Origin of the sequence: Streptomyces sp. NPDC047880, assembly GCF_040706515.1 — a bacterium.
Taxonomy (GTDB): Bacteria; Actinomycetota; Actinomycetes; order Streptomycetales; family Streptomycetaceae; genus Streptomyces.
This window is the reverse complement of sequence record NZ_JBEZOK010000036.1, coordinates 44,916-69,290: the sequence shown is the minus strand read 5'-3', so window position 1 is coordinate 69,290 and position 24,375 is coordinate 44,916. Positions and strand designations below refer to the sequence as shown.

The following is a 24,375-nucleotide window of genomic DNA, read 5'->3' as shown; positions in this document are numbered from 1 at the left end:
TTTCCCTTTCCGGCGGTTCCGACTCTATCAGATCCTTTCGGGCCTGATCCCCGGTCAGCGGGGTTTGTCTTTGCGGCTGTTGGGCCGTTCCGACGAGTGAGACTTTAGCGGATTCCCCGGCTCCCGAGCGAATCGGGGGCCGCGTCCTTTCGAACGTGGATTCCTCATTCCGTAAATACACATACCAATGAAGCGACGGCAGACGTACTGCGCATCGATGAATGGTGGGTACTTGCGGAGTGGCCGCCCGGGGACCGACCGAAGTCGGCGCTCACGTCGGGCAACTCGGAGAACACTACGGATGGGGGTAGGGAGTGTCAACTCGGGGGCGGACGGCAGTCCCGGGGCGTAGCCTGGGCTCCATGACGACGCGTACGTACACCTAGCTGTGGTGGGCCGCCTGACGGCGGCCGTCCTTACGTATGCACTCAACGGCCGCCGCTTCGGCGGCCGTTTTCGTTTCTCCCTCCCGGATCCACGGAGGGGCGGCCGCCCGGGGCGGCGGTCCCGACCAGGAGGTGGAGGAGAGATGACGCGGGTCTTCAGTGGGGTCAAGCCGACGGGGCATCTGACGCTGGGGAACTACCTGGGGGCGATGCGGCGGTGGGCTGCCGTGGACCAGCACGAGGCCGAGGCCTTGTTCTGTGTCGTCGATCTGCACGCGCTGACCGTGGACCACGATCCGGCACGGGTACGCAGGCTGAGCCGGCAGTCGGCGACGCTGCTGCTGGCGGCCGGGCTGGATCCGGAGCTCTGCACGGTGTTCGTGCAGAGCCATGTGGACGAGCACGCCCGGCTGTCGTACGTGCTGGAGTGCGTGGCCACCGACGGTGAGATGCGGCGGATGATCCAGTACAAGGAGAAGGCCGCGCGGGAGCAGCGGCGGGGCGGGAGTGTGCGGCTGTCGCTGCTGACGTATCCCGTGCTGATGGCGGCGGACATCCTGGCGTACGGGGCCGACGTGGTGCCGGTCGGGGACGATCAGCGGCAGCACGTGGAGCTCGCGCGGGATCTCGCCGTGCGGTTCAACCAGCGCTACGGGCACACGTTCGTGGTGCCCCGGGCCACGCGTCCGGGCGTGGCGGCGCGGGTGATGAATCTGCAGGCCCCGGCTTCGAAGATGGGCAAGAGCGACGACGTCGGGCCGGGGATCGTCTATCTGCTGGACGAGCCGGACGTGGTGCGGAAGAAGGTCATGCGGGCGGTGACCGACAGCGGGCGGGAGGTCGTCTACGACCGGGAGGACCGGCCGGGGCTCGCCAATCTGCTGGAGATCCTCGCCGCGTGCGCCGGCGGGCGTCCCGAGGAGCTGGCCGGGACGTACACGTCGTACGGGGATCTGAAGAAGGACACCGCCGAGGCCGTGGTCGAGGTGCTCCGGCCTCTTCAGGAGAGGCACAAGGAGTTGTGCGCGGATCCCGCGTATGTGGAAGGGGTGCTGCGGGACGGGGCCGAGCGGGCTCGGGGGATGGCCCGGCCGACGGTGGATGCCGCGTATCGGGCGATCGGGTTGCTGCCGGCCGTGGCGGAGACGGCCGGGGCCGTGGTGGCGGTGTGAGGTGACGCCGGTGTGGGGGCGGGCTTGTGGGCCCGCCCCCGGGTGCTCAGCTGTTGTTGCCGGAGGCCAGGGCGCGGCTGCGGTCGCGGGCGGCTTCGAGGGCGGCGATGAGGGCGGCCCGTACGCCGTGGTTCTCCAGTTCGCGGATGGCGTTGATCGTCGTGCCGGCGGGGGACGTGACGTTCTCGCGGAGCTTGACGGGGTGTTCGCCGCTGTCGCGGAGCATCGTCGCGGCGCCGATGGCGGACTGGACGATGAGGTCGTGGGCCTTGTCGCGGGGCAGGCCGAGGAGGATGCCGGCGTCGGTCATGGCTTCGACCAGGTAGAAGAAGTACGCCGGGCCGGAGCCGGAGAGGGCGGTGCAGGCGTCCTGCTGGGACTCGGGGACGCGGAGTGTCTTGCCGACGGCGCCGAAGATCTCCTCGGTGTGGGCGAGGTGGTCGGCGGTGGCGTGGGTGCCGGCGGAGATGACGGACATGGCCTCGTCGACGAGCGCGGGGGTGTTCGTCATGACGCGGACGACCGGGGTGCCGGGGGCCAGACGCTCCTCGAAATAGGCCGTGGGGATGCCGGCGGCGCCGCTGATGACCAGGCGGTCGGCGGGGACGTGCGGGGCGAGCTCGTCGAGGAGGGTGCCCATGTCCTGCGGCTTGACCGTGAGGATCAGGGTGTCGGCGGCCTTGGCGGCCTCGGGGTTGGTGACCGGGGTGACGCCGTAGCGGGTGCGGAGTTCCTCGGCTCGTTCCTGGCGGCGGGCGGTGACCAGGAGGTCGGACGGGGTCCAGCCGGCGCGGATCATTCCGCTGAGCAGGGCTTCGCCGATCTTGCCGGTGCCGAGGACTGCGACTTTCTGGGTCATGGCGCGGGGTGCCTCCGAAGGGTGCGTCGTCCGGGGTCCATCCTCGCACCGGGGGGTGGGGGACGGCTCGGGTGTCCGCTGGGCGGGATGTCGCGCCGGGGTGGCTACGCCGTACGTCGCCTGAGGGTCGCGGCGCCCAGGGTCAGGACCAGGAGGGCGCAGCCGGCGACGATCAGGGCGTCCCGGACGAAGGTGGCGGTCATGTCGGTGTGGCGCAGGACCTCGTTCATGCCGTCGACGGCGTAGGACATGGGCAGGACGTCGGACATGGCTTCGAGGACCGGGTGCATGTTGTCGCGTGGGGTGAACAGGCCGCACAGGAGGAGCTGGGGGAAGATCACCGCCGGCATGAACTGGACCGCCTGGAACTCCGAGGCCGCGAAGGCCGAGACGAAGAGGCCGAGGGCCGTGCCGAGGAGGGCGTCGAGGAGGGCCACCAGGAGGAGGAGCCAGGGGCTGCCGGTGACGTCGAGGCCGAGGAACCAGACGGCCAGGCCCGTGGCCAGGGCGGACTGGATGATCGCGAGGGTGCCGAAGGCGAGGGCGTAGCCGGCGATGAGGTCGCCCTTGCCGAGGGGCATGGCGAGGAGGCGTTCGAGGGTGCCGGAGGTGCGTTCGCGCAGGGTGGCGATGGACGTCACCAGGAACATCGTGATGAGCGGGAAGATGCCGAGGAGGGACGCGCCGATGCTGTCGAAAGTGCGGGGGCTGCCGTCGAAGACGTAGCGCAGCAGGAGCAGCATCACGCAGGGGATGAGGAGCAGCAGCGCGATGGTGCGGGGGTCGTGGGTGAGCTGGCGGACGACCCGGGTGGCGGTGGCGGTGGTGCGGGAGGCGTTCAGTGCCCTGGGTGGGGTGGCCGTCCCGGGCGGGGTGGTGGTGGTCATCGGGTCGTCTCCTTCGTGCGGGCTGCTGTCTTCGCCTGGTCCACCAGGTGCAGGAAGGCCTGCTCGACCGTGTCGGCGCCGGTGCGGGCGCGCAGGGCGTCGGGGGTGTCTTCGGCCAGGAGCTCGCCGTCGCGCATGAGGAGGAGGCGGTGGCAGCGTTCGGCCTCGTCCATGACGTGGGAGGAGACGATGAGGGTGGCGCCGCGGCCGGTCGCGATGTCGTCGAAGAGGTTCCACAGGTCGCGGCGCAGGACCGGGTCGAGGCCGACGGTCGGTTCGTCGAGGACGAGCAGGTCGGGGGCGCCGAGGAGGGCGACGGCCAGGGAGACGCGGTTGCGCTGGCCGCCGGAGAGGTTGCCGGCGAGGGAGTCGGCGTGGGTGGCGAGGTCGACGTCGGCCATGGCGCGGGTGACGTCTTCGGCGCGGCGCTCGGCGGCGGCCCGGCCGGGGTGCAGGATCGCGGCGAAGTAGTCCAGGTTCTGGCGGACGGTCAGGTCGTCGTAGACGGACGGGGCCTGGGTGACGTAGCCGATGCGGGTGCGCAGGGCGGGGTGTCCGGCGGGCCGGCCGAGGACGTCGAGGGTGCCGGTGACCTTGGCCTGGGTGCCGACGAGGGCGCGCATGAGGGTCGACTTGCCGCAGCCGGAGGGGCCGAGGAGGCCGGTGATCCTGCCCCGGGGGATGGTGAAGCCGAGGTTGCGCAGGACGGTGCGGGGGCCGCGGACGACGGTGAGGTTCTCGGCGTGGACGGCCGGCGTGTCGGGGCCCGGGCGTGGCGCCCCGGGAGCATTATTCATCATGCGATGAATAATGCTCCCGGGGGTCGGGTGCGTCAAGCGGCCGGGTGGGGCCGCCTTCGGACGGGTGCGTGCCGGGCCGGGGGCGGGGCGAGGAGGAGTACGACGTCGTAGACCTCCTCCACGAAGCCCTCCGGGAAGGCGCGCAGGAGGTGCGCGCGCTCGTCGGCCAGGAACGACGCGGTGTGTTCCGGGTCGTGCACGAGGAAGACCGAGTGGCTGCCGATGCTGGCGAGGTGGGTGTCGACCGGGACGCGGCGGCTCCAGGGGAGCCGCGACGACTCACCGCAGGGCTCGGCCGGCCCCGGCGGCGCACCCGGGGAGCCGACCCACCCGGGCACGCCTGGGGGGCCCGGCCCGGTCGTCGGAGACCGCGGGCTACGCGCGGCGGCGGTTCTTCGGGTTGCCCGAGCGGCGGGTGGTGCGCTTCTCGTACTGCGTGCGGGCCTCTTCGTACTCCTCGCGGTGCAGCTTCTCACCGGGGGCCTCGGTGAGGGAGCGGAGGAAGTAGGCGAGGAGGGAGCCGACGAAGCCGACGGTCAGGAGTCCGCGCAGGGACGCCTGGCGCTCGGGGTCGTGGCGGCTGGTGAAGCCGTCCCAGGTGTGGCGGAAGGCCATCGCGCTGCAGATGGCGAACATCGCGACCATGAGGACCGTGACGAAGCCACCGATCGCGGCGATCTGGAGGCCCTGGTAGGCGAGGCGGAGCACGAGGCAGGAGGCGGCGGCGGTGGCCAGGGAGCCGACGGCCACGGCGATACGACGGGGCGTGTAGCCGCGGTCGTGGTTCAGCCAGGTCGTGCCGAAGAAGCGCAGGGGCTCGGGGCGGGGGCCGGGGGTCTCGACCCTGGAGCCCGCGGCGGCGGCAGGGGTGCTGTCGTCTGCACTCACGGGTCGATTATGACCCTTGCCGGGCCGCGGGCTCGGGGTGGGCCGGGGACTGTCGTCTGGATCAGGCGGCAGGCGAGCAACGGTGCCGTGCAGTGCCGGCGACCGACGACAACGCCGCAGATGTGCGTGCCGGCCCTCGCGTCCGCGGCGTGATCCGAACGTCAGACCCTAGGCGCAGCGCGGACGGATGTAGCCGTCGCTGCCCGTCTTCACGTAGGCGTCCGAGACGTATTCGCCGTCGTCGATGTTGTCCCAGATATTCGTGGTGCCGTACGTGCCGGTGATCGTTTCGCCCGGCCTCTGACAGAAGATCGTCACCCTGGCGCCCACAGGGAGGTAGCGGACGATGGCGTAGGAGGTGCTCGGGCCGGAGCGCACGGCGAGGCTGACGCCGGGCGCGACCGGATAGGAGTTCAGCGGCGCGGCCTCGGAAGTGGCGGCGCCCACCATGAGGAGGGCTCCGGTGAGCCCGGCGAGCATCATCGATCTGCGTCTCACGGATGACATGAGTGGTCCCGAAGTCGTGGTCGGATCAGGAGCAGCGCGGACGGATGTAGCCGTCGCTGCCGGTGTTCACATAGGCGTCCGAGACGTACTGACCGTTGTCGATGTTGTCCCAGACGCTGGTCGTGCCGTAGGGGCCTGTCACGCGGGTGCCCGGCGCCTGGCAGTAGATCGGGACCTTCGCCCCCTCGGGCAGGATCCTGACCACGCCGTACTGGGTGCCGGGGCCACTGCGGACGTTGAGACGGGCGCCGGGCGCGACCGAGTAATAGCGCAGGGCCGTGGTCGTGACCTCGGTATCGACCGCTTCGGTCACCTGGCCGCTCGTCGTCTCTTCGACGCGATCGACAGACATAAGAACTCCCCCCGTTGGACCCCATGACTGCCATGGAGCACCGTTGAATCCCCCGCGTCACGCCATGCAACACGCGTGCGCAATTCGCGTGTGGAGACTAGCAAGCCGCCTCTGTCCCGAACGAGTCATCGACTAGGCTCCGTGCGTCGCGCGCGGACGAAGATCACGGGGGTGGTTCCATGGCGCCACGAAGCAGCACCGGGGCGGGCGCGGAAGCGGAACTCCCTGAATACGCCGGGCACTACCGGTTGGAGTCGGCTCTGGGCTCCGGGGGGATGGGCGTCGTGCATCTCGCCCGCAGCACGTCCGGGAAGAGGCTCGCGGTGAAGGTCGTCCATGCCGCATTCGCCAGGAATCCCGAGTTCAGGGGACGGTTCAGGCAAGAGGTGGCGGCCGCGCGGCAGGTCAGCGGGGCCTTCACCGCGCCCGTCGTCGACGCCGACTCGGAGGCCGAACGACCGTGGATGGCAACCCTGTTCATCCCCGGCCCGACACTGTCCGAGCATGTGAAGCGGAACGGGCCCATGAGCCCTGCCGAGTTGCGTCGGCTCATGGCCGGACTGGCCGAGGCGCTGCGCGACATCCATCGGGTCGGTGTGGTGCACCGGGATCTCAAACCGAGCAACGTACTCCTCGCCGAGGACGGGCCCAAGGTCATCGACTTCGGTATCTCCCGCCCGAAGGACAGCGAACTGCGTACCGAGACAGGCAAGTTGATCGGCACTCCGCCCTTCATGGCGCCGGAGCAGTTCCGAAGACCCCGGGAGGTGGGGCCTGCCGCCGACGTCTTCGCGCTCGGGTCGGTGATGGTGCACGCGGCCACGGGACGGGGGCCGTTCGACTCGGACAGCCCGTACATCGTCGCCTACCAGGTCGTCCATGACGAGCCGGATCTGACCGGCGTGCCGGAGAGTCTCGCGCCGCTCGTTGTGCGGTGCCTCGCCAAAGAGCCCGAGGAACGGCCGACACCGGACGAGTTGATGCGGGAACTCCGGTCGGTGGCGGCCTCGTACGACACGCAGGCGTTCATACCGGCGCAGCGGACGGAGGACAGGCCGGCGCCCGAGCCGAGGCCTGAGCCGCGCGGCACGGAGCACGAACGGCGATCCTGGAGGCTCCTGGGCAGGTGGCCCCTGGTCGGGGCCGGGCTCCTGGGCCTGGCCACGGTCGCCGCGTTGGCCTCGGTGCACCTCCTCGGCAGAGGCGACTCCGTACCGGCGGGCAGCAGCGAGCCGCGCACCACGGCGATGAGGCTCAGCCCCTGGGAGACGCCGTCGGCGCCCGGGAAGGGGACGCCGCAGTGCTCGTACGGCGAAGGGAAGTTGGTCTGCGCGCAGACAGGCCGTGTCTTCGCGCTCGACCCGTCCGACGGGCGCCCGTTGTGGCGGCGCACGGTCGCCGAGGCGCAGGGCGGCCGTCCCGTCCTGTCCGGTGGCCTCGTGCAGCCCACGCTGGATCGGGGTGCGCGGCTGGCGGCCTTTGATCCCAGCTCGGGCAGGACGCGCTGGCAGCAGACGGTGCCGTCGTACAGCGGGCTGGCCCATGCGGGTGGCATGCTCCTGGTCTCCGGCGTGGACGGCACGGTCACCGGTGTGGACGGCGCTTCGGGACGCACGAAGTGGAACCACCGGATCCAGGGTCGGCAGGCCCCCTCCTTCGCCTCATTCGCCGGAAGCCCACTGGCCTTCGGCACGAGCACGTCGGACGACGGGTCGAGTACCCGCGTCACCGCGGTCGTCCCGGAGACGGGCGAGGTGCGATGGGACGTACGGCTGAAGGGGTCGCTGCGGCCCGTCGGCGCTGTCGCCGGATCGGTCCTCTTCGTCTCTGTCGACGCGGTCTACGGATCGGCGAAGTCCGTGGTGCGCTACACACCGGACGACGGAGCCTCTCGGCGGGTGACGCTGCCCGTCGCACTCGAGCAGCCCCAGGCCATGGTGCGCGGCGACGTCGTGTACCTCATGGGGGACGGCGGATCGCTCGTAGCCGTCGACATGGAGGCGCGGAAGCAGATGTGGAGCCTGGAGACCGCGGTGACCCGGGGTTCCGCACCGGTGGCCGATGGCCGGTACGTCTACTTCTCCGCTCCCGACGGGCGACTGTTCGGCGTGGACGCACGCGAGGGCAGGGTCGTCGGGCAGACACCTTCGCGGCTCGGCACCCGTTCGGACCGGATCGCGGGCTCGGTGCCCGCCCCCGTACTCTCCGAAGGCCGCCTCTACGCCGGCGCGCCCGACGGCACCGTCTTCTCCGTTCCCGCGGGCGCTCCCGCCACCTGGTGACGCGGACGAGGGCCGCCCCCGCAGCGGGAGACGGCCCTCGGCGCGAGAAGGGTCAGCCCAGCTTCGACACGTCCCGGACCGCGCCCTTGTCGGCGCTCGTGGCCATCGCCGCGTAGGCGCGCAGGGCGGCGGAGACCTTGCGGTCGCGGTTCTTCGGGGCGTACACGCCGTTCAGGGCCTGCTCGCGGCGGGCCAGTTCGGCGTCGTCCACCAGGAGCTCGATGCTGCGGCCCGGGATGTCGATGCGGATGCGGTCGCCGTCCTCGACCAGGGCGATGGTGCCGCCCGCGGCCGCCTCGGGCGAGGCGTGGCCGATGGACAGGCCGGAGGTGCCGCCGGAGAAGCGGCCGTCCGTGACCAGCGCGCAGGTCTTCCCGAGGCCGCGGCCCTTCAGGTACGAGGTCGGGTAGAGCATCTCCTGCATGCCGGGGCCGCCCTTGGGGCCCTCGTAGCGGATGACGACCACGTCGCCGTCCTTGACCTGCTGGGTGAGGATCTTCTGGACGGCCTCCTCCTGCGACTCGCAGACGACCGCCGGGCCCTCGAAGGTCCAGATGGACTCGTCGACGCCGGCCGTCTTCACCACGCAGCCGTCGACGGCCAGGTTGCCCTTGAGGACCGCGAGGCCGCCGTCCTTGGAGTAGGCGTGCTCGGCGGAGCGGATGCAGCCGCCCTCGGCGTCCTCGTCCAGGGCCTCCCAGCGCTCGGACTGGGAGAAGGCCTCGGCGGAGCGGACGCAGCCGGGGGCCGCGTGCCACAGCTCGACCGCCTCGGCGGACGGGGAGCCGCCGCGCACGTCCCAGGTCTTCAGCCAGTCGCCGAGGGACGGGCTGTGCACCGAGTGCACGTCCTCGTTCAGCAGGCCCGCGCGGTGCAGTTCGCCGAGCAGGGCGGGGATGCCGCCGGCGCGGTGCACGTCCTCCATGTAGTACGTGCGGTCCTTGGCCACGTTCGGGGCGACCTTGGCCAGGCACGGCACGCGCCGGGAGACCTCGTTGATCTCGTCCAGGCCGAACGGCACACCGGCCTCCTGGGCGGCGGCCAGCAGGTGCAGGATCGTGTTGGTGGAGCCGCCCATGGCGATGTCGAGGGCCATGGCGTTCTCGAAGGCCGCGAAGGACGCCACGCTGCGGGGCAGGACCGTCTCGTCGTCCTGCTCGTAGTAGCGGCGGGTGATGTCCATGACGGTGTTCGCCGCGTTGACGTACAGCTGCTTGCGGGCCGTGTGCGTGGCGAGGACCGAGCCGTTGCCCGGCAGGGACAGGCCGATGGCCTCGGTCAGGCAGTTCATCGAGTTGGCGGTGAACATGCCGGAACAGGATCCGCAGGTCGGACAGGCGTTCTCCTCGATGCGGAGGATGTCCTCGTCCGAGATCTTGTCGTTCACGGCGTCGGAGATCGCGTCGACCAGGTCGAGCGTGCGGACCGTGCCGTCGACGAGCGTGGCGCGGCCGGACTCCATCGGGCCGCCGGAGACGAAGACCGTGGGGATGTTCAGCCGCAGGGCGGCGTTGAGCATGCCCGGGGTGATCTTGTCGCAGTTGGAGATGCAGATCAGGGCGTCCGCGCAGTGCGCCTCGACCATGTACTCCACGCTGTCCGCGATCAGGTCGCGGGAGGGCAGGGAGTAGAGCATGCCGCCGTGGCCCATGGCGATGCCGTCGTCGACGGCGATGGTGTTGAACTCGCGCGGGATGCCGCCGGCGGCGACGACCGCCTCGCTGACGATCCGGCCGACCGGCGCCAGGTGCGTGTGCCCGGGCACGAACTCGGTGAAGCTGTTGGCGACCGCGATGATCGGCTTGCGGCCGATGTCCCCGCCCGGTACACCGGAGGCGCGCATCAGGGCGCGGGCGCCCGCCATGTTGCGGCCGTGGGTGACTGTGCGGGACCTCAGCTCGGGCATCGTCGCTCGCTCCTTCAGAGACGGCGTCAGAGAGTTCGGAGATTTCTGACTGCTACCGAGCGTACGCCGGTCATCCAGTGGGCGGGACGCAGTGTCCGGAATGCGGGACGCTCGTCTCGGACGACGGCACCCGCAGGCCTTACGGATCGGTCAGATGTCCCTGTACGACGGGGGCCAGCCGGGCGATGACCTGCTCCGGGTCCGCCGAGGCCAGCGGCTCGATCCTCAGGACGTAGCGCAGGATCGCGGTGCCCACGAGCTGCGCTGCGGCGAGTTCGGCCCGCAGCTCGGCGTCCGGCAGCTCCAGCTGCACGGCGATGCGGCGCAGCACCTGGGTGGCGATGATCCGCCGGAAGACGGCGGCCGCGGTCTCGTTGGTGAGGGCGGAGCGGACGATGGCGAGCAGCGGCGCGCGCGTCGCCGGGTTCTCCCAGATGCCGAAGAAGAAGCGGGCCAGGCGCTCCCCCACCCCGTCGAGCGGGCCCTCCTCGATGGCCCGGGGCGCTTGCAGGGCGGGGCCGAAGGACTGAGTGATCGCCGCCTCGAAGACCTGCTCCTTCGTCCCGAAGTAGTGGTGCACGAGCGCCGAGTCGACCCCGGCGGACTTGGCGATGCCGCGCACGGACGTCTTCTCGTAGCCGCGCTCGGAGAACTCGTCGCGTGCGGCGGTCAGGATGCGGTCGCGGGTGTCGGCCGACTCCGTGCGCGGGGGGCGGCCGCGGCGGCGGGCGGCGCCGGACGCGCCGCCGGCCGGCCGGCCGGTCATCGCCGCGGCACCTTCACGGCCGAGGCGAGGTGCAGGCGCGTGAACGCCAGGGCCTCCGCCAGGTCGGCCTCGCGCTCCGCGCTCGACATCGCACGGCGGGTGTTGACCTCGATGACGACGTGCCCGTCGAAGCCGGTCAGGGCGAGCCGCTCCAGCACCTCGGCGCAGGGCTGGGTGCCGCGGCCCGGCACCAGGTGCTCGTCCTTGGCCGAGCCCCGCCCGTCGGCGAGGTGCACGTGGCCGAGGCGGTCCCCCATGCGGTCGACCATGTCGAGGGCGTCGGAGCGGGCCGTCGCGGTGTGGCTGAGGTCGATCGTGAAGTGCCGGTAGTCGTCCTTGGTGACGTCCCAGTCGGGGGCGTACGCGAGCATCTCGCGGTCGCGGTAGCGCCAGGGGTACATGTTCTCGACGGCGAACCTTACGTCCGTCTCGTTCGCCATGCGCCAGATGCCGGAGACGAAGTCGCGGGCGTACTGGCGCTGCCAGCGGAACGGGGGGTGGACGACGACCGTGCTCGCGTCGAGCTTCTCGGCCGCCGCGCGGGCCCGCTGGAGCTTGGTCCACGGGTCGGTGGACCAGACGCGCTGCGTGATGAGCAGGCAGGGGGCGTGCACGGCCAGGACCGGGATCTGGTGGTAGTCGCTGAGTCTGCGCAGGGCCTCGATGTCCTGGCTGACCGGGTCGGTCCAGACCATGACCTCGACTCCGTCGTAGCCGAGGCGCGCGGCGATCTCGAAGGCCGTGGCCGTCGACTCCGGGTAGACCGAGGCCGTCGACAGGGCGACCTTCGCGTCCGGGATCTTCACGGCTGGCTCTGCCATGCAGGACAGATTACGGGGTGGGGTCGGGGCGGGGTGGGGGGCCTCTTGGCCGTTGTGGTGTTTGCCATAGCGGCGGGGCCCCCTACACGGACTTCCTCACACGGACTCCATGTGATCCAGGCGACGCAGGATCACACCCTCCCGCAGCGCCCAGGGGCATATCTCCACGCGCTCCACGCCGAAGAGGTCCAGCGCTGCCTCGGCCACCAGGGCGCCCGCCAGGAGCTGCCCGGCCCGGCCCTCCGAGACGCCCGGCAGCTCCGAGCGCTCCCGCTCCGTCATGGCGGCCAGGCGCGGGACCCAGCCCTCCAGGGACTCCCGCTTGAGCTCGCGCTGGACGTAGGGGCCCTCGGCGGAGCGGGCGGCGCCGGCGATGCGGGCCAGCTGCTTGAAGGTCTTCGACGTGGCGACGACGTGGTCGGGGGTGCCGAGGCGGCTGAACTCGCCGACCGTACGGGCGATCTCGGTCCGCACGTGACGGCGCAGAGTGCGGACGTCCTCCGGGTCGGGCGGGTCACCGGGCAGCCAGCCGGCGGTCAGGCGCCCGGCGCCCAACGGCAGCGAGGCGGCCGCGTCGGGCTCCTCGTCGATGCCGTAGGCGACCTCAAGGGAGCCGCCGCCGATGTCCAGGACCAGCAGCTTCCCGGCCGACCAGCCGAACCAGCGGCGGGCCGCGAGGAAGGTCAGCCGGGCCTCCTCCGAGCCGGTGAGGACCTGGAGCTCGACGCCGGTCTCGGTGCGCACGCGTTCGAGCACGTCGTCGGCGTTACGGGCCTCGCGTACGGCGGAGGTCGCGAACGGCAGGACCTCTTCGACGCCCTTGTCCTCCGCGGCCTGGAGCGCTTCCTTGATCACCGAGACCAGCCGGTCGACGCCGTGGGGGCCGATCGCGCCGTCGTCGTCGAGGAGCTGGGCGAGGCGCAGTTCCGCCTTGTGCGAGTGCGCGGGCAACGGGCACGCGCCGGGGTGCGCGTCCACCACGAGCAGATGCACCGTGTTCGATCCCACGTCGAGGACACCGAGTCTCATGTACGGAACGCTACTGCCCACGGGGCCGTGTGCCGTCCTCGGTGGGGGTACAAGGCCCCTGCCGAGGCCCGTACCCTGGACTCGTGCCAAAGACGAAAAAGGCGAAGCGCGACAAATCACCGGCTGTCGTGGACTCCGACGAGAAGGGCCTCGACTTCGCTCGCGCGTGGGTGGAGTTTCCTGATCCGGCGGACGACGAGCAGGTCTTCCGCTGCGATCTGACATGGCTGACCTCTCGCTGGAACTGCATCTTCGGCAGCGGCTGCCAGGGCATCCAGGCGGGCCGCGCGGACGACGGGTGCTGCACGTTGGGTGCCCACTTCTCCGACGAGGACGACGAGAAGCGCGTCGCCGGGCATGTGGCCAGGCTCACGCCGGACATCTGGCAGCACCACGCCGAGGGCACGCGGGGCGGCTGGGTCTCCGAGGACGAGGACGGCGAGCGGCAGACGCGGCCCTACCAAGGCTCGTGCATCTTCCAGAACCGGCCCGGCTTCCCGGGGGGCGCGGGCTGCTCGCTGCACATCCTCGCCCTGAAGGAGGGCCGCGAGCCGCTGGAGACGAAGCCGGACGTGTGCTGGCAGCTGCCGGTGCGGCGGACGTACGAGTGGATCGACCGGCCCGACGACACGCGTGTGCTGCAGGTGTCGATCGGCGAGTACGACCGCCGGGGCTGGGGCCCGGGCGGCCACGACCTGCACTGGTGGTGCACGTCGGCCACCTCGGCGCACGGCGCGGGTGACCCGGTGTACGTCTCCTACCGGCCGGAGCTGATCGAGCTGATGGGCAAGGCCGGCTACGACCGGCTGGTCGAGCTGTGCGAGGAGCGTCTGGCCTCGCAACTGCCGCTGGTGGCACCCCACCCCGCGGATCCGGTGGTCTGACGGCCCCGCTACGACGTGACCGGGCTCGGGTCGCCGCTGTCCGAGGGCGGCGGCGTCGAGTCCGTCGGCTCGGTCGGGCCGGGGTCCGTGGGCGTGGGGTCCGGATCGGCCGACGGGGGCGGGGTGGTCGGCGTCGGGTCGGGGTCCGGGGCGGAGGTCGTGGGCGTCGGGTCGGGGTGGGTCGGGGCCGGGTCGCCCGGGCCGCCGGGGCGCGGGCCCGGGTCAGGGTCCGGGTCCGCGGGGCTGGGCGCGGTGCCGTAGCCCTCGATGTGGACGACGGCGCCCACCGGTGCGACCGCCACCTGCGCCTTCCACGGGCCGGCGGGCTCCCGCAGGTGATCGACGTAGACCTTGATCGTCACCGACTCGCCGGGCCGGAGCGTTCCCGAGGACCGGCTGAGGTAGAGCCAGCGGGCCCCGGTGGACGCGGACCAGCGGACCGGGGCCGGGCCGGTGGCGGTGAGGGTGACCAGGGTGGTGTCGCCGCTGTGGCCGGCCGTGACCTCCAGGGCGCTCGCGCGGCCCGCTCCGGCGACGCCGATGACCTCCACGGAGACGTCGGCCTTGCCGTCCTTGCCGAAGCGGGGGCCGGGGCGGGTGCTCGCGTTGCCCGTGTTCTCGTAGCCGCCGCCCGCCACCTCGCCGTCCAGGGCGAACGGGGCGTCCGCCTCGCGCGCGGAGGCCGAGCGGCCGTCCTGGCCCTCGCCGACCGGGGTGCCCCGGTAGGCGGCCCACAGGGCCAGAACGGGGGCGGCCACCACGGTGGCGACGACGGTCGTGGTGACGGCACGTGCGCGCAGGCGGTCCCTGCGGGCGGCGTGGTCCTTGGGGTCCATCGGGAAGCCGCGCCGGTCGAATCGGGGCGCGGCGCTCCGCGCGCGCGGGTGGTGGGCCATGGCGACGTGCAGGGCCGCGCGGGGCGCCGCCAGCACAGGCAGTTCGGCGGGCGTCACGCTGGTGCCGGGCCAGCGGCCGGGGATGGCGCGCTCGGCGGTGCGACGGCAGCGCGGGCAGTCGTCGACGTGCCGGACGAGCTCGCGGCGCAGGGCCGTGCCGAGCACCAGCCGGTCGTCGCCGACGAGGTGCGCGACGCTCGGACATGCCCCCGTCTCGACCACGGCGAGAGCGGCACGCGTGCGTTCCACCTCGCACGCGGCGGAGGCGAGCAGGTCCCGGGCTGCGGCCGGGGCCATGCCGAGGACGGCGGCGACCTCGTGGGCGGCGAGGTGGTGACGCACGGCCAGTTCGAGCGCCTCGCGTTGCTCCGGGGTGGTGCCGGCGGCCTCCGGCCAGGCCAGCAGGGCCAGTTCGCGACGGCGTCGCTCCTGGACCTCCTCGGAGACCGCCGGAGCGGCCGGACGGTCGGCGCGCTGCCGGTCGGCACGGCCCGCAGCATGGCTGCTCTGACGTTTCTGCTTGATCTCGGCCAGCTTGCGCAGGCACGCCCAGCGGGCCAGCGCGTAGAGCCAGGCCCTGCGGTCGGCGGGTGCCTCGGGGGCCTGCCGGCCGCGGCGTTCGGCGAGTGCGAGGACGTCGCCCAGGGCCGCGGTCGCGGCCTCGTGGTCGCACAGCACCGACAGGCAGTAGGTGAACAGGCCGTCCAGGTAGGGCTCGTAGCTCGCGGGGGGCCGTTGCGCCAGCGTGCGCGCCGCCCCGCGGTCACGCGCTTCCCGGTGCGACCGGTGTGCGCCGGCCGAGCGGGTCGAGCGGGTCGAGATCTCCGGAGTACTGCTCGTCATTCGGCGACCGTAGGGGGCCGGAGGTGGCACCTTCCGGCGGCTTGAGCACATTTAATCCGTACGGGTGAAACGATCCCTCAATCGGGGAGCTGCACCGGTTGTCCCACGGCCTGCAAGGGGTGGCGAGCCCCTGGCGCGCAGGGGGGCGCCGGCGGCCGGTCTCCGCGATGTCAGTGCCTGCGGCTACGGTTCCGTCCATGGCTGCCCGTACGAAGACCACCAAGGACCGCCCGTCCTACCGCTGCACGGAGTGCGGCTGGCAGACGGCGAAGTGGCTCGGCCGCTGCCCCGAGTGCCAGGCCTGGGGGACGGTCGAGGAGTACGGCGCGCCCGCGGTGCGCACCACGACACCGGGCCGGGTCACCACCTCCGCCCTGCCCATCGGCCAGGTGGACGGACGGCAGGCCACCGCCCGCCCCACCGGCGTGCCCGAGCTGGACCGCGTACTCGGCGGCGGGCTGGTGCCCGGCGCGGTGGTGCTGGTCGCGGGCGAGCCGGGCGTCGGCAAGTCGACGCTGCTGCTGGACGTGGCGGCCAAGTCGGCGAGCGACGAGCACCGCACGCTGTACGTCACGGGTGAGGAGTCGGCGAGCCAGGTCCGGCTGCGGGCCGACCGCATCGGCGCCATCGACGACCATCTGTACCTGGCGGCCGAGACGGACCTGGCCGCGGTGCTGGGCCACTTGGACGCGGTGAAGCCGTCGCTGCTGATCATGGACTCGGTGCAGACGGTGGCCTCCCCCGAGATCGACGGAGCGCCCGGTGGCATGGCCCAGGTGCGGGAGGTCGCGGGCGCCCTCATCCGGGCCTCCAAGGAACGCGGCATGTCCACGCTGCTGGTGGGTCACGTCACCAAGGACGGCGCGATCGCGGGCCCGCGCCTGCTGGAACACCTGGTGGACGTCGTCCTGCACTTCGAGGGCGACCGGCACGCGCGCCTGCGTCTGGTGCGCGGCGTCAAGAACCGCTACGGCACCACCGACGAGGTCGGCTGCTTCGAGCTGCACGACGAGGGCATCACGGGCCTGGCCGACCCGAGCGGGCTCTTCCTGACCCGCCGGGCCGAACCCGTCCCGGGCACCTGCCTGACCGTCACCCTGGAGGGCCGCCGCCCGCTGGTCGCCGAGGTCCAGGCGCTCACGGTCGACTCGCAGATCCCCTCCCCGCGCCGCACCACCTCGGGTCTGGAGACCTCCCGCGTCTCGATGATGCTGGCCGTGCTGGAACAGCGGGGCCGGATCAGCGCCTTGGGCAAAAGGGACATCTACTCCGCGACGGTCGGCGGGGTGAAGCTCTCGGAGCCGGCCGCCGACCTGGCCGTGGCCCTCGCACTGGCGAGCGCCGCGAGTGACACACCTCTCCCGAAGAACCTCGTCGCGATCGGCGAAGTGGGTCTCGCGGGCGAGGTGAGACGGGTCACGGGCGTGCAGCGCAGACTGGCGGAGGCCCACCGTCTGGGCTTCACACATGCCCTGGTGCCGGGCGATCCGGGCAAGGTCCCGTCGGGCATGAAGGTCCTGGAAGTCGCGGACATAGGGGACGCCCTGCGGGTCCTCCCCCGCTCCCGTCGCCGAGAGGCCCCACAGGACGAGGAGGGTCGCCGGTAGACTTTGCCCTGGTCTCGCCCGTCCGTGCGAACCGAGCGCGCGACACGGGGGCGCCCAGAACCTGCGACCGGAGGAGTGCAGTGGCAGCCAACGACCGGGCATCGTCTCCCGGAAAGTCCGGCGGGAGTGCCGGTACCGATGGCCTGATGCGCGCCTCCCTGAGCGCCGTGGCACCCGGCACCGCCTTGCGTGACGGCCTGGAGCGCGTGCTCCGCGGCAACACCGGCGGGCTCATCGTGCTCGGCTCCGACAAGACCGTCGAGGCGCTGTGCAGCGGCGGTTTCGTGCTGGACGTCGAGTTCACCGCGACCCGTCTGCGCGAGCTGTGCAAGCTGGACGGCGGCATCGTGCTGTCCTCGGACCTGTCGAAGATCCTGCGCGCCGGCGTGCAGCTGGTGCCCGACCCGACCATCCCCACGGAGGAGACGGGCACCCGGCACCGCACCGCCGACCGCGTCAGCAAGCAGGTCGGCTTCCCGGTGGTCTCCGTCTCCCAGTCGATGCGGCTGATCGCCCTGTACGTCGACGGCCAGCGCCGTGTCCTGGAGGACTCGGCGGCGATCCTGTCCCGCGCCAACCAGGCGCTCGCGACCCTGGAGCGCTACAAGCTCCGCCTCGACGAGGTCGCGGGCACGCTGTCGGCGCTGGAGATCGAGGACCTGGTGACCGTCCGGGACGTCTCGGCGGTCGCCCAGCGCCTGGAGATGGTCCGCCGCATCGCCACGGAGATCGCCGAGTACGTGGTGGAGCTGGGCACGGACGGCCGGCTGCTGGCCCTCCAGCTCGACGAGCTGATCGCGGGCGTGGAGCCCGAGCGCGAGCTGGTCGTCCGGGACTACGTCCCCGAGCCCACGGCCAAGCGCTCCCGCACGGTCGACCAGGCCCTCGCCGAACTCGACGCCCTCACCCATGCCGAGCTGCTCGAACTGTCCACGGTGGCGCGGGCGCTGGGCTACACCGGCGCGCCCGAGACGCTGGACTCGGCGGTGTCCCCGCGCGGGTACCGCCTCCTCGCCAAGGTGCCCCGGCTCCCCGGCGCGATCATCGACCGCCTGGTCGAGCACTTCGGCGGGCTGCAGAAACTGCTCGCCGCGAGCGTCGACGACCTGCAGACGGTGGACGGCGTGGGCGAGGCCCGGGCCCGCAGTGTCCGCGAGGGGCTGTCGCGGCTGGCGGAGTCGTCGATCCTGGAGCGGTACGTGTAGCGACGCGCAGAACACCGTGCCGAGACGGCCGAGGGCGGTACCCGGGAAGGGGTACCGCCCTCGTGCGTTCTCGCCGACGGGCCCCGGCCAGGGGCGGCCGCCCGCCGCGGCCCTAGTCGGCCGAGAGCACGAACGACGTCTGTACCTTCGCGAAGCCCGGAGCCTTGGCTTCCACCAGGTACGTGCCCGACCCGGCCGAGCCGGCGGGAGGCGTGGCGCACTTGGGAGCGCTCGGCTTGCGGTCCCACTTCACGGTGTAGGTGATGCCGCTGCCGGCGGCGACCCGGTACAGCTGGTGCGCGGCGGCCTTGGGGCAGTCCTCGGAGGACCAGTAGTCGTCGTCGCTGCTCGCCGGGGCGATGGTGAACACCGCGTTCTTCGGCCCGAGATCGATCTTGCAGTCGCTGCCGGAGACGTTCCGTGCGGTCAGCAGGAACGTGGGCGTCTGCTCGGGGTCGTAGGTGTTGTGCCGGCTGCGCAGGCTGAACTTGACCGCACTGGCCGTGCAGTTGGGGAGGGTGGAACCGGCGGGCAGGGTGTCGCCCTCGCCGACGCCGCCCGCGGTGGCGCCGCTCCCCGGGCCGCCGTCACCGCCCGCCCCCTCGGAGCCGCCGGAGCCGGAACCGTCTCCCGAGCCGTCCCCGGAGCCGGCGCCCGGGTCGTCACCGGAGCCGGACGACGAGCCGCCCGAACCGCCGGAACCGCCGCCGCCCGACTCGTCTCGTCCGCCGGGTGCCTGGCTGATGGCCGGACCCGAACTCGACGGGCCGGGCGTGATGGAGGGCGCGGGATTCTTGCCGTTGGCGCCGTTGTCGCCGTCCTTGTCGCCCCCGCCGCCCATCATCACGATCCAGGCGGTCAGCAGCGCCAACACGGCGACCACAGACACCAGTACGACCCTCCGACGCCAGTAGATGGAGGAGGGAAGCGGCCCGACCGGATTGCGCAGTGATCCCACGGCCCAAACCTTACGAGAGATCGGCACGTTCACCGGTCCCACCCGCCGCTACGACCTACAACTTTTCCGGATCATCATCCCGGAAATCAGTCCCCACCCCGGTCTTTCGTCAGGTGCGGCACACGGTGATCGCGGGGTGTGACGATTTTTGGTCCGCCGCCCACCGTCCGTGATCACGCGCCGGGCACCCCGAGGTGGGTACAGCGCAGACCCGGACAGGGACGCAAGCCGGACTGCCGGTGGTCGCCGCGCTGTTCGCCGCGGACTGTGCGGTGCCCGCCACCACAGCCCCAGACCCTTGCTGCGTCGGCCCTTGCACCTCCGGCCACGTCGGGTGCGCGCCGACCCGGACACGGCGCCCTTCCCGTCGCACGAGACGCCCGTGCGCCCCTGAGCCGGGCCGCACGGCGCGCAGCCGGTGCGCAACGCCCGTGCGCCGTCCGGCAGTTAGCGGCTCGGCTCCCTCGGCACACCCAGGCGGAGGGGTGGTTGAGGGCGGACGAGGTGGCCGAAGCGGCCCCCTCGCGTGATCAGCCACTCGAACAGATGCCTGCGATCGCCGGGCGACCGCCCCGGCGGGGTGGCGGTGTGCCCGATTCGGCGCCTCACCGTGGCACCATCAAAGAGCCATGACTGCTCCCACGAAGCCCCAGCACCCCACCGCCGACTCCGCCTCCTCCGGCCGGCCGCTCGGAGAGGATCTGCACTCCCCCGTCATCGACTGGTTCGGCGAGAACGCCCGTGACCTGCCGTGGCGGCGTCCCGAGGCCGGGGCGTGGGGGGTGATGGTCAGCGAGTTCATGCTCCAGCAGACGCCGGTGAGCCGTGTCCTGCCCGTCTACGAGCAGTGGCTGGAGCGGTGGCCGCGCCCCGCCGACCTGGCCAAAGAAGCGCCGGGCGAGGCCGTCCGGGCCTGGGGGCGGCTCGGCTACCCCCGCCGCGCGCTCCGGCTGCACGGCGCCGCCGTCGCCATAACGGAACGGCACGGCGGTGACGTACCGGCCGACCACGCCCAGTTGCTGGCGCTGCCCGGCATCGGCGAGTACACGGCCGCGGCCGTCGCCTCCTTCGCCTACGGACAGCGGCACCCGGTGCTGGACACCAACGTGCGCCGGGTGTTCGCCCGCGCGGTCACCGGCGTGCAGTACCCGCCGAACGCCACCACCGCCGCCGAGCGCAAGCTGGCCCGCGCGCTGCTGCCCGAGGACGAGCCGACCGCCGCCCGCTGGGCCGCCGCCTCCATGGAGCTGGGCGCGCTGGTGTGCACGGCGAAGAGCGAGTCGTGTCACCGCTGCCCGATCGCCGCGCAGTGCGCGTGGCGGCTGGCGGGCAAGCCGGAGCACGACGGGCCGCCGCGCCGCGGCCAGACCTACGCGGGCACCGACCGGCAGGTGCGCGGACGGCTGCTCGCTGTGCTGCGGGAGTCCCACGGTTCCGTTCCGCAGGCGGCTCTGGACCGGGTGTGGCACGAGCCGGTGCAGCGCGCCCGCGCCCTCGACGGTCTCGTCGCCGACGGTCTGGTGGAGCCGCTGGAGGACGGTTCGTACCGGCTGCCGCTGACCTGACGCACAGACACATCACAGCGCGGGCCGCCGTCCGTCACAGTCCACGGCGTGCACCCGGGGTGGACAAATCACCTCTAAACCGCCTCAACACTCCCACCGCTCTACCCCGTTCGGATTTCCGTTACACAACCGACGGACAGCCGAGCGCTGGCCGCAGGCTGCTTCGGACAGCGCCGTGACAACGCCTCCGTACCTTCAGATGCGTTCCCGGACGACACGGGACGACTGAAGACCACAAGCAGTACACGGGCGGCGGGGAGCCGGCCCGAACGGGGAAACGGGAGGCGGTTCACCATGGCGCAGGGCGAGGTGCTCGAGTTCGAGGAGTACGTCCGCACCCGGCAGGACGCGCTGCTGCGCAGTGCCCGCCGCCTGGTCCCGGACCCGACGGACGCGCAGGACCTGCTGCAGACGGCGCTGGTACGGACGTACGGCCGCTGGGAGACCATCGAGGACAAGCGCCTGGCGGACGCCTACCTGCGCCGAGTGATGATCAACACCCGCACGGAGTGGTGGCGGGCGCGGAAGCTGGAGGAGGTCCCGACCGAGCAGCTCCCGGACGCCTCGGTCGACGACGCCACCGAGCAGCACGCGGACCGCGCCCTGCTCATGGACGTCCTGAAGGTCCTCGCCCCGAAACAGCGCAGTGTCGTGGTGCTGCGACACTGGGAGCAGATGTCCACGGAGGAGACGGCCGCCGCCCTCGGCATGTCGGCCGGAACGGTCAAGAGCACGCTGCACCGGGCGCTCGCCCGGCTCCGCGAGGAGCTGGAGTCCCGCGACCTGGACGCACGCGCGCTGGAGCGTGAGGAGCGGGAGCGGTGCGCGGCCTGACCGGCGAGGGTTCTGCACGGACCCGGGGCAGTATCCAGGCGGTGAGCGCGGCACTGGCCGTGCCCACCGCCCTCGCCCTTTTGGTGTCCGGGTGCGGTGCGGGCGGCACCGGCGCCCGTGACGAGGGCCCGGCGCACGCCGACTCGGTGGCGGGCGCCGCCGCCGCGACACCGTCCGCCGCACCGTCGAAGTCACCCGACACCGTGAACGCGGTCAAGCTCGTCAAGGACGACCCGAAGATCGCGCCCGAGGTGAAGCGCGAGCTCAAGCCGTGCGTGGGCAACGAGTACCCGGTCGACGTCTCCTACGGCAATCTCACGAAAGGCTCCGCGGACGACGTCGTCGTCAACGTGCTGACCTGCGGTGACGCGGTGGGCGTCGGCAGCTACGTGTACCGCGAGCACGGCGGCTCCTACGAGAACGTGTTCACGTCGGAGGAGCCGCCGGTCTACGCGGAGATCGACCGCGGCGACCTGGTGGTGACCAAGCAGGTGTACGACAAGGGTGACCCGGTGTCGAGCCCTTCCGGAGAGAACGTGATCACGTACAGATGGACCTCCGGCCACTTCGCCGAGAAGTACCGCACGCACAACGACTACGGGAAGGTCGCCGGCGACAGCGCGACGCCGGTGCCCGCGAGCTGAGGCGCGGGGCCGCGTGACCCGCTCGGGGACACTCGGACCGGCTCCTCGGTGAACGCATCGCCGCGCCCGTGCGTCCCAGCAGGAGAACGCACCTTCGCCAATCGCATGTACGTGCCACAGCAGAACACACCCCCCACGGACCACAGAGGACAGAGAACCGGGATGGCAGACCAGACCCACGTCCTGTTCGTCGAGGACGACGACGTCATCCGCGAGGCCACGCAGCTCGCCCTGGAACGGGACGGCTTCGTGGTCACCGCCATGCCCGACGGGCTGTCGGGTCTGGAGGCGTTCCGGGCGGACCGCCCCGACATCGCGCTGCTGGACGTCATGGTTCCGGGCCTGGACGGTGTCAGCCTGTGCCGCCGGATCCGCGACGAGTCGACCGTGCCGGTGATCATGCTGTCGGCACGGGCCGACTCCATCGACGTCGTACTGGGCCTGGAGGCGGGTGCGGACGACTACGTCACCAAGCCGTTCGACGGTGCCGTCCTGGTCGCCCGGATCCGCGCGGTGCTGCGCCGCTTCGGACACGCGGGCGGTGGCCGGACCGAGGAGCCGGACGCCCCGGCGAGCGGCGGAGTGCTGGCCTTCGGGGACCTGGAGGTCGACACCGAGGGCATGGAGGTCCGCCGCGCCGGGCAGCCGGTCGCGCTGACGCCGACCGAGATGCGGCTGCTGCTGGAGTTCTCCTCCGCGCCCGGCACGGTGCTCTCCCGGGACAAGCTGCTGGAACGGGTGTGGGACTACGGCTGGGGCGGGGACACGCGGGTCGTCGACGTGCACGTGCAGCGGCTGCGGCAGAAGATCGGCCAGGACCGGATCGAGACGGTCCGCGGCTTCGGCTACAAGTTGAAGGCCTGAGCAGGGGCAGGGATATGAGGGGGCACTTCCGGCGCCTGGTCGCCGCGGGCCTGGAACGGGCGGGCATCCGCACGGGCCTCAGATGGAAGCTGAGCGCTGCCATCGCCCTGGTGGGCGCGCTGGTGGCGATCGCGCTGAGTCTCGTGGTGCACAACGCCGCCCGGGTCTCGATGCTGGACAACGCGCGTGACCTCGCCGACGAGCGGATCATGATCGCCCAGCGCAACTTCGAGCTGTCGGGGCGGATGAACTTCCCCAACACCAAGATCAACGACCCGGATCTGCCGCATGCGCTGCGGGAGCGGGTCGAGGCGGGCCAGCGGGCGACGTACGTGGCGGACCGGCCGGGTGACGTGCCCGACATATGGGCCGCCGTGCCGCTGAAGAACGGGCAGGTGATGTCGCTGCACTCGGGCTTCACCGACCGCAGCTCGGACATCCTCCAGGACCTCGACCAGGCCCTGCTCATCGGGTCCATCGCGGTCGTCCTCGGCGGCAGCGCGCTCGGGGTGCTCATCGGCGGGCACCTCTCGCGACGGCTGCGCAAGGCGGCCATCGCGGCGAACCAGCTCGCGGGCGGCGAGACCGACGTGCGGGTGCGGGACGCCATGGGCGGGGTCGTACGGGACGAGACCGATGACCTGGCGAGCGCCGTGGACGCCATGGCGGACACGCTGCGCCAGCGCATCGAGGCCGAGCGGCGGGTCACCGCCGACATCGCGCACGAGCTGCGCACCCCCGTCACCGGCCTGCTGACCGCCGCCGAACTGCTGCCGCCCGGGCGCCCCACCGAGCTGGTGCTGGACCGGGCCAAGGCCATGCGCACGCTGGTCGAGGACGTGCTGGAGGTGGCCCGGCTGGACGGGGCATCGGAGCGGGCGGAGCTGCAGGACATCATGCTGGGCGAGTTCGTCGCCCGGCGGGTGGCGGCCAAGGACCGGGCCGTCGAGGTGCGCGTCGTGCACGAGTCGGAGGTCACCACCGACCCGCGCCGCCTGGAGCGCGTGCTGTTCAACCTCCTGGCCAACGCCGCCCGGCATGGCAAGCCGCCCATCGAGGTCAGCGTCGAGGGCCGGGTCATCCGCGTGCGCGACCACGGCCCGGGCTTCCCCGAGGACCTGCTCGCCGCCGGGCCGAGCCGCTTCCGCACCGGCAGCAAGGACCGGGCAGGGCAGGGGCACGGGCTCGGCCTGACCATCGCGGCCGGGCAGGCCCGGGTGCTGGGCGCCCGGCTGACCTTCCGCAACGTCCGCACGCCCGGGACACCGGAGCATCTGCCGGCCGAGGGCGCGGTCGCCGTGCTGTGGCTGCCGGAGCACGCGCCGACCAACACGGGGAGCTACCCGATGCTGCCGGGCTCGGGGACCTAGTGCCGCGGCGGGCGCCGTTCGCCCGTGACGGGGCGGCGTCCGGTGCGTGC

General features: G+C 72.2%; 22 protein-coding genes and 1 pseudogene. 10 read left to right on the top strand and 13 right to left on the bottom strand.

Features of this window, described 5'->3' with window-relative positions; translation table 11 throughout:
• Positions 1 to 529: 529 nt before the first annotated feature.
• The gene (gene trpS, locus AB0937_RS35900; RefSeq protein ID WP_366717967.1) at positions 530 to 1,558 is read left to right on the top strand and encodes a tryptophan--tRNA ligase; all 1,029 of its coding nucleotides are present in this window, start codon (positions 530 to 532) and stop codon (positions 1,556 to 1,558) included.
• Between the two features lie 46 nt (positions 1,559 to 1,604).
• Here trpS and proC read toward each other — a convergent pair whose 3' ends face one another.
• From proC to AB0937_RS35865, 7 genes and pseudogenes are all read right to left on the bottom strand, one after another.
• Positions 1,605 to 2,417, bottom strand: coding sequence for a pyrroline-5-carboxylate reductase (gene proC, locus AB0937_RS35895; RefSeq protein ID WP_366717965.1), 813 nt, complete (start codon positions 2,415 to 2,417; stop codon positions 1,605 to 1,607).
• Between the two features lie 104 nt (positions 2,418 to 2,521).
• Positions 2,522 to 3,304 carry an ABC transporter permease gene (locus AB0937_RS35890; protein WP_366717963.1) on the bottom strand — a complete coding sequence of 261 codons (783 nt, stop codon included), beginning with the start codon at positions 3,302 to 3,304 and terminating at the stop codon, positions 2,522 to 2,524.
• Positions 3,301 to 4,104, bottom strand: coding sequence for an ABC transporter ATP-binding protein (locus AB0937_RS35885; RefSeq protein WP_366717961.1), 804 nt, complete (start codon positions 4,102 to 4,104; stop codon positions 3,301 to 3,303). The genes AB0937_RS35890 and AB0937_RS35885 overlap by 4 nt, the downstream gene beginning before the upstream one ends.
• 32 nt (positions 4,105 to 4,136) lie before the next feature.
• A pseudogene (locus AB0937_RS35880) lies at positions 4,137 to 4,373 on the bottom strand (hypothetical protein); the annotation flags it as partial.
• A 106-nt stretch (positions 4,374 to 4,479) separates the two neighbouring features.
• A complete protein-coding gene (locus AB0937_RS35875; protein ID WP_366717959.1) occupies positions 4,480 to 4,992 on the bottom strand; it encodes an EamA/RhaT family transporter in 513 nt (170 codons plus the stop codon).
• Positions 4,993 to 5,160: 168 nt separating this feature from the next.
• On the bottom strand, positions 5,161 to 5,472 hold the full coding sequence (locus AB0937_RS35870) for an SH3 domain-containing protein (RefSeq protein ID WP_366717974.1): 312 nt from the start codon (positions 5,470 to 5,472) through the stop codon (positions 5,161 to 5,163).
• Positions 5,473 to 5,524: 52 nt separating this feature from the next.
• Positions 5,525 to 5,851 (bottom strand): SH3 domain-containing protein, encoded by a 327-nt coding sequence (locus AB0937_RS35865; RefSeq protein WP_366717957.1) that lies wholly within the window; start codon positions 5,849 to 5,851, stop codon positions 5,525 to 5,527.
• A 179-nt stretch (positions 5,852 to 6,030) separates the two neighbouring features.
• Between AB0937_RS35865 and AB0937_RS35860 the strand changes: the two genes are divergently transcribed.
• The gene (locus AB0937_RS35860) at positions 6,031 to 8,133 is read left to right on the top strand and encodes a serine/threonine-protein kinase (protein ID WP_366717955.1); all 2,103 of its coding nucleotides are present in this window, start codon (positions 6,031 to 6,033) and stop codon (positions 8,131 to 8,133) included.
• 52 nt (positions 8,134 to 8,185) lie between these two features.
• Here the strand turns inward: AB0937_RS35860 and ilvD are convergent, their stop codons facing one another.
• From ilvD to AB0937_RS35840, 4 genes are all read right to left on the bottom strand, one after another.
• Positions 8,186 to 10,039 carry a dihydroxy-acid dehydratase gene (gene ilvD, locus AB0937_RS35855; protein WP_366717953.1) on the bottom strand — a complete coding sequence of 618 codons (1,854 nt, stop codon included), beginning with the start codon at positions 10,037 to 10,039 and terminating at the stop codon, positions 8,186 to 8,188.
• 139 nt (positions 10,040 to 10,178) lie between these two features.
• Positions 10,179 to 10,805: a TetR family transcriptional regulator gene (locus tag AB0937_RS35850; protein ID WP_366717951.1), complete on the bottom strand. Its 627-nt coding sequence runs from the start codon at positions 10,803 to 10,805 to the stop codon at positions 10,179 to 10,181.
• Positions 10,802 to 11,626 carry a sugar phosphate isomerase/epimerase gene (locus AB0937_RS35845; RefSeq protein WP_234850024.1) on the bottom strand — a complete coding sequence of 275 codons (825 nt, stop codon included), beginning with the start codon at positions 11,624 to 11,626 and terminating at the stop codon, positions 10,802 to 10,804. Before AB0937_RS35845 ends, AB0937_RS35850 begins: the two co-directional genes overlap by 4 nt.
• Positions 11,627 to 11,722: 96 nt before the next feature.
• The gene (locus AB0937_RS35840; RefSeq protein WP_366717949.1) at positions 11,723 to 12,655 is read right to left on the bottom strand and encodes a Ppx/GppA phosphatase family protein; all 933 of its coding nucleotides are present in this window, start codon (positions 12,653 to 12,655) and stop codon (positions 11,723 to 11,725) included.
• A gap of 83 nt (positions 12,656 to 12,738) precedes the next feature.
• Here AB0937_RS35840 and AB0937_RS35835 point away from each other — a divergent pair, with 83 nt between their 5' ends.
• Positions 12,739 to 13,539 carry a hypothetical protein gene (locus AB0937_RS35835; RefSeq protein WP_366717947.1) on the top strand — a complete coding sequence of 267 codons (801 nt, stop codon included), beginning with the start codon at positions 12,739 to 12,741 and terminating at the stop codon, positions 13,537 to 13,539.
• An 8-nt stretch (positions 13,540 to 13,547) separates the two neighbouring features.
• Here the strand turns inward: AB0937_RS35835 and AB0937_RS35830 are convergent, their stop codons facing one another.
• Entirely contained in the window at positions 13,548 to 15,278 is a 1,731-nt protein-coding gene (locus AB0937_RS35830; protein WP_366717945.1) for a hypothetical protein, read from the bottom strand.
• 197 nt (positions 15,279 to 15,475) lie between these two features.
• Between AB0937_RS35830 and radA the strand changes: the two genes are divergently transcribed.
• Together radA and disA are read left to right on the top strand one after the other, a co-directional pair.
• On the top strand, positions 15,476 to 16,885 hold the full coding sequence (gene radA, locus AB0937_RS35825; RefSeq protein ID WP_366717944.1) for a DNA repair protein RadA: 1,410 nt from the start codon (positions 15,476 to 15,478) through the stop codon (positions 16,883 to 16,885).
• An 80-nt stretch (positions 16,886 to 16,965) separates the two neighbouring features.
• Entirely contained in the window at positions 16,966 to 18,090 is a 1,125-nt protein-coding gene (disA, locus tag AB0937_RS35820; RefSeq protein ID WP_234850028.1) for a DNA integrity scanning diadenylate cyclase DisA, read from the top strand.
• Between the two features lie 112 nt (positions 18,091 to 18,202).
• Here the strand turns inward: disA and AB0937_RS35815 are convergent, their stop codons facing one another.
• On the bottom strand, positions 18,203 to 19,048 hold the full coding sequence (locus AB0937_RS35815) for a hypothetical protein (protein ID WP_366717941.1): 846 nt from the start codon (positions 19,046 to 19,048) through the stop codon (positions 18,203 to 18,205).
• A gap of 629 nt (positions 19,049 to 19,677) precedes the next feature.
• Here AB0937_RS35815 and AB0937_RS35810 point away from each other — a divergent pair.
• The 5 genes from AB0937_RS35810 to cseC all read left to right on the top strand — a co-directional run bounded on the left by AB0937_RS35810 (position 19,678) and on the right by cseC (position 24,325).
• Positions 19,678 to 20,613 carry an A/G-specific adenine glycosylase gene (locus AB0937_RS35810; RefSeq protein ID WP_366717939.1) on the top strand — a complete coding sequence of 312 codons (936 nt, stop codon included), beginning with the start codon at positions 19,678 to 19,680 and terminating at the stop codon, positions 20,611 to 20,613.
• A 294-nt stretch (positions 20,614 to 20,907) separates the two neighbouring features.
• A complete protein-coding gene (locus tag AB0937_RS35805; RefSeq protein WP_053673910.1) occupies positions 20,908 to 21,447 on the top strand; it encodes a SigE family RNA polymerase sigma factor in 540 nt (179 codons plus the stop codon).
• On the top strand, positions 21,435 to 22,091 hold the full coding sequence (locus AB0937_RS35800) for a hypothetical protein (protein WP_366717937.1): 657 nt from the start codon (positions 21,435 to 21,437) through the stop codon (positions 22,089 to 22,091). The genes AB0937_RS35805 and AB0937_RS35800 overlap by 13 nt, the downstream gene beginning before the upstream one ends.
• Before the next feature lie 162 nt (positions 22,092 to 22,253).
• Complete coding sequence (gene cseB / locus AB0937_RS35795) at positions 22,254 to 22,955, top strand: two-component system response regulator CseB (protein WP_366717935.1); 702 nt, start codon at positions 22,254 to 22,256, stop codon at positions 22,953 to 22,955.
• Between the two features lie 14 nt (positions 22,956 to 22,969).
• Positions 22,970 to 24,325: a two-component system sensor histidine kinase CseC gene (gene cseC, locus AB0937_RS35790; RefSeq protein WP_366717933.1), complete on the top strand. Its 1,356-nt coding sequence runs from the start codon at positions 22,970 to 22,972 to the stop codon at positions 24,323 to 24,325.
• The last annotated feature ends 50 nt before the right edge of the window (positions 24,326 to 24,375 follow it).

Coding starts and splice junctions, on each gene's coding strand:
- trpS (WP_366717967.1), top strand. CDS start 530: ATGACGCGGGTCTTCAGTGGGGTCAAGCCGACGGGGCATCTGACGCTG.
- proC (WP_366717965.1), bottom strand. CDS start 2,417: ATGACCCAGAAAGTCGCAGTCCTCGGCACCGGCAAGATCGGCGAAGCC.
- AB0937_RS35890 (WP_366717963.1), bottom strand. CDS start 3,304: ATGACCACCACCACCCCGCCCGGGACGGCCACCCCACCCAGGGCACTG.
- AB0937_RS35885 (WP_366717961.1), bottom strand. CDS start 4,104: ATGATGAATAATGCTCCCGGGGCGCCACGCCCGGGCCCCGACACGCCG.
- AB0937_RS35870 (WP_366717974.1), bottom strand. CDS start 5,472: ATGCTCGCCGGGCTCACCGGAGCCCTCCTCATGGTGGGCGCCGCCACT.
- AB0937_RS35865 (WP_366717957.1), bottom strand. CDS start 5,851: ATGTCTGTCGATCGCGTCGAAGAGACGACGAGCGGCCAGGTGACCGAA.
- AB0937_RS35860 (WP_366717955.1), top strand. CDS start 6,031: ATGGCGCCACGAAGCAGCACCGGGGCGGGCGCGGAAGCGGAACTCCCT.
- ilvD (WP_366717953.1), bottom strand. CDS start 10,039: ATGCCCGAGCTGAGGTCCCGCACAGTCACCCACGGCCGCAACATGGCG.
- AB0937_RS35850 (WP_366717951.1), bottom strand. CDS start 10,805: ATGACCGGCCGGCCGGCCGGCGGCGCGTCCGGCGCCGCCCGCCGCCGC.
- AB0937_RS35845 (WP_234850024.1), bottom strand. CDS start 11,626: ATGGCAGAGCCAGCCGTGAAGATCCCGGACGCGAAGGTCGCCCTGTCG.
- AB0937_RS35840 (WP_366717949.1), bottom strand. CDS start 12,655: ATGAGACTCGGTGTCCTCGACGTGGGATCGAACACGGTGCATCTGCTC.
- AB0937_RS35830 (WP_366717945.1), bottom strand. CDS start 15,278: ATGACGAGCAGTACTCCGGAGATCTCGACCCGCTCGACCCGCTCGGCC.
- radA (WP_366717944.1), top strand. CDS start 15,476: ATGGCTGCCCGTACGAAGACCACCAAGGACCGCCCGTCCTACCGCTGC.
- AB0937_RS35810 (WP_366717939.1), top strand. CDS start 19,678: ATGACTGCTCCCACGAAGCCCCAGCACCCCACCGCCGACTCCGCCTCC.
- AB0937_RS35805 (WP_053673910.1), top strand. CDS start 20,908: ATGGCGCAGGGCGAGGTGCTCGAGTTCGAGGAGTACGTCCGCACCCGG.
- cseB (WP_366717935.1), top strand. CDS start 22,254: ATGGCAGACCAGACCCACGTCCTGTTCGTCGAGGACGACGACGTCATC.
- cseC (WP_366717933.1), top strand. CDS start 22,970: ATGAGGGGGCACTTCCGGCGCCTGGTCGCCGCGGGCCTGGAACGGGCG.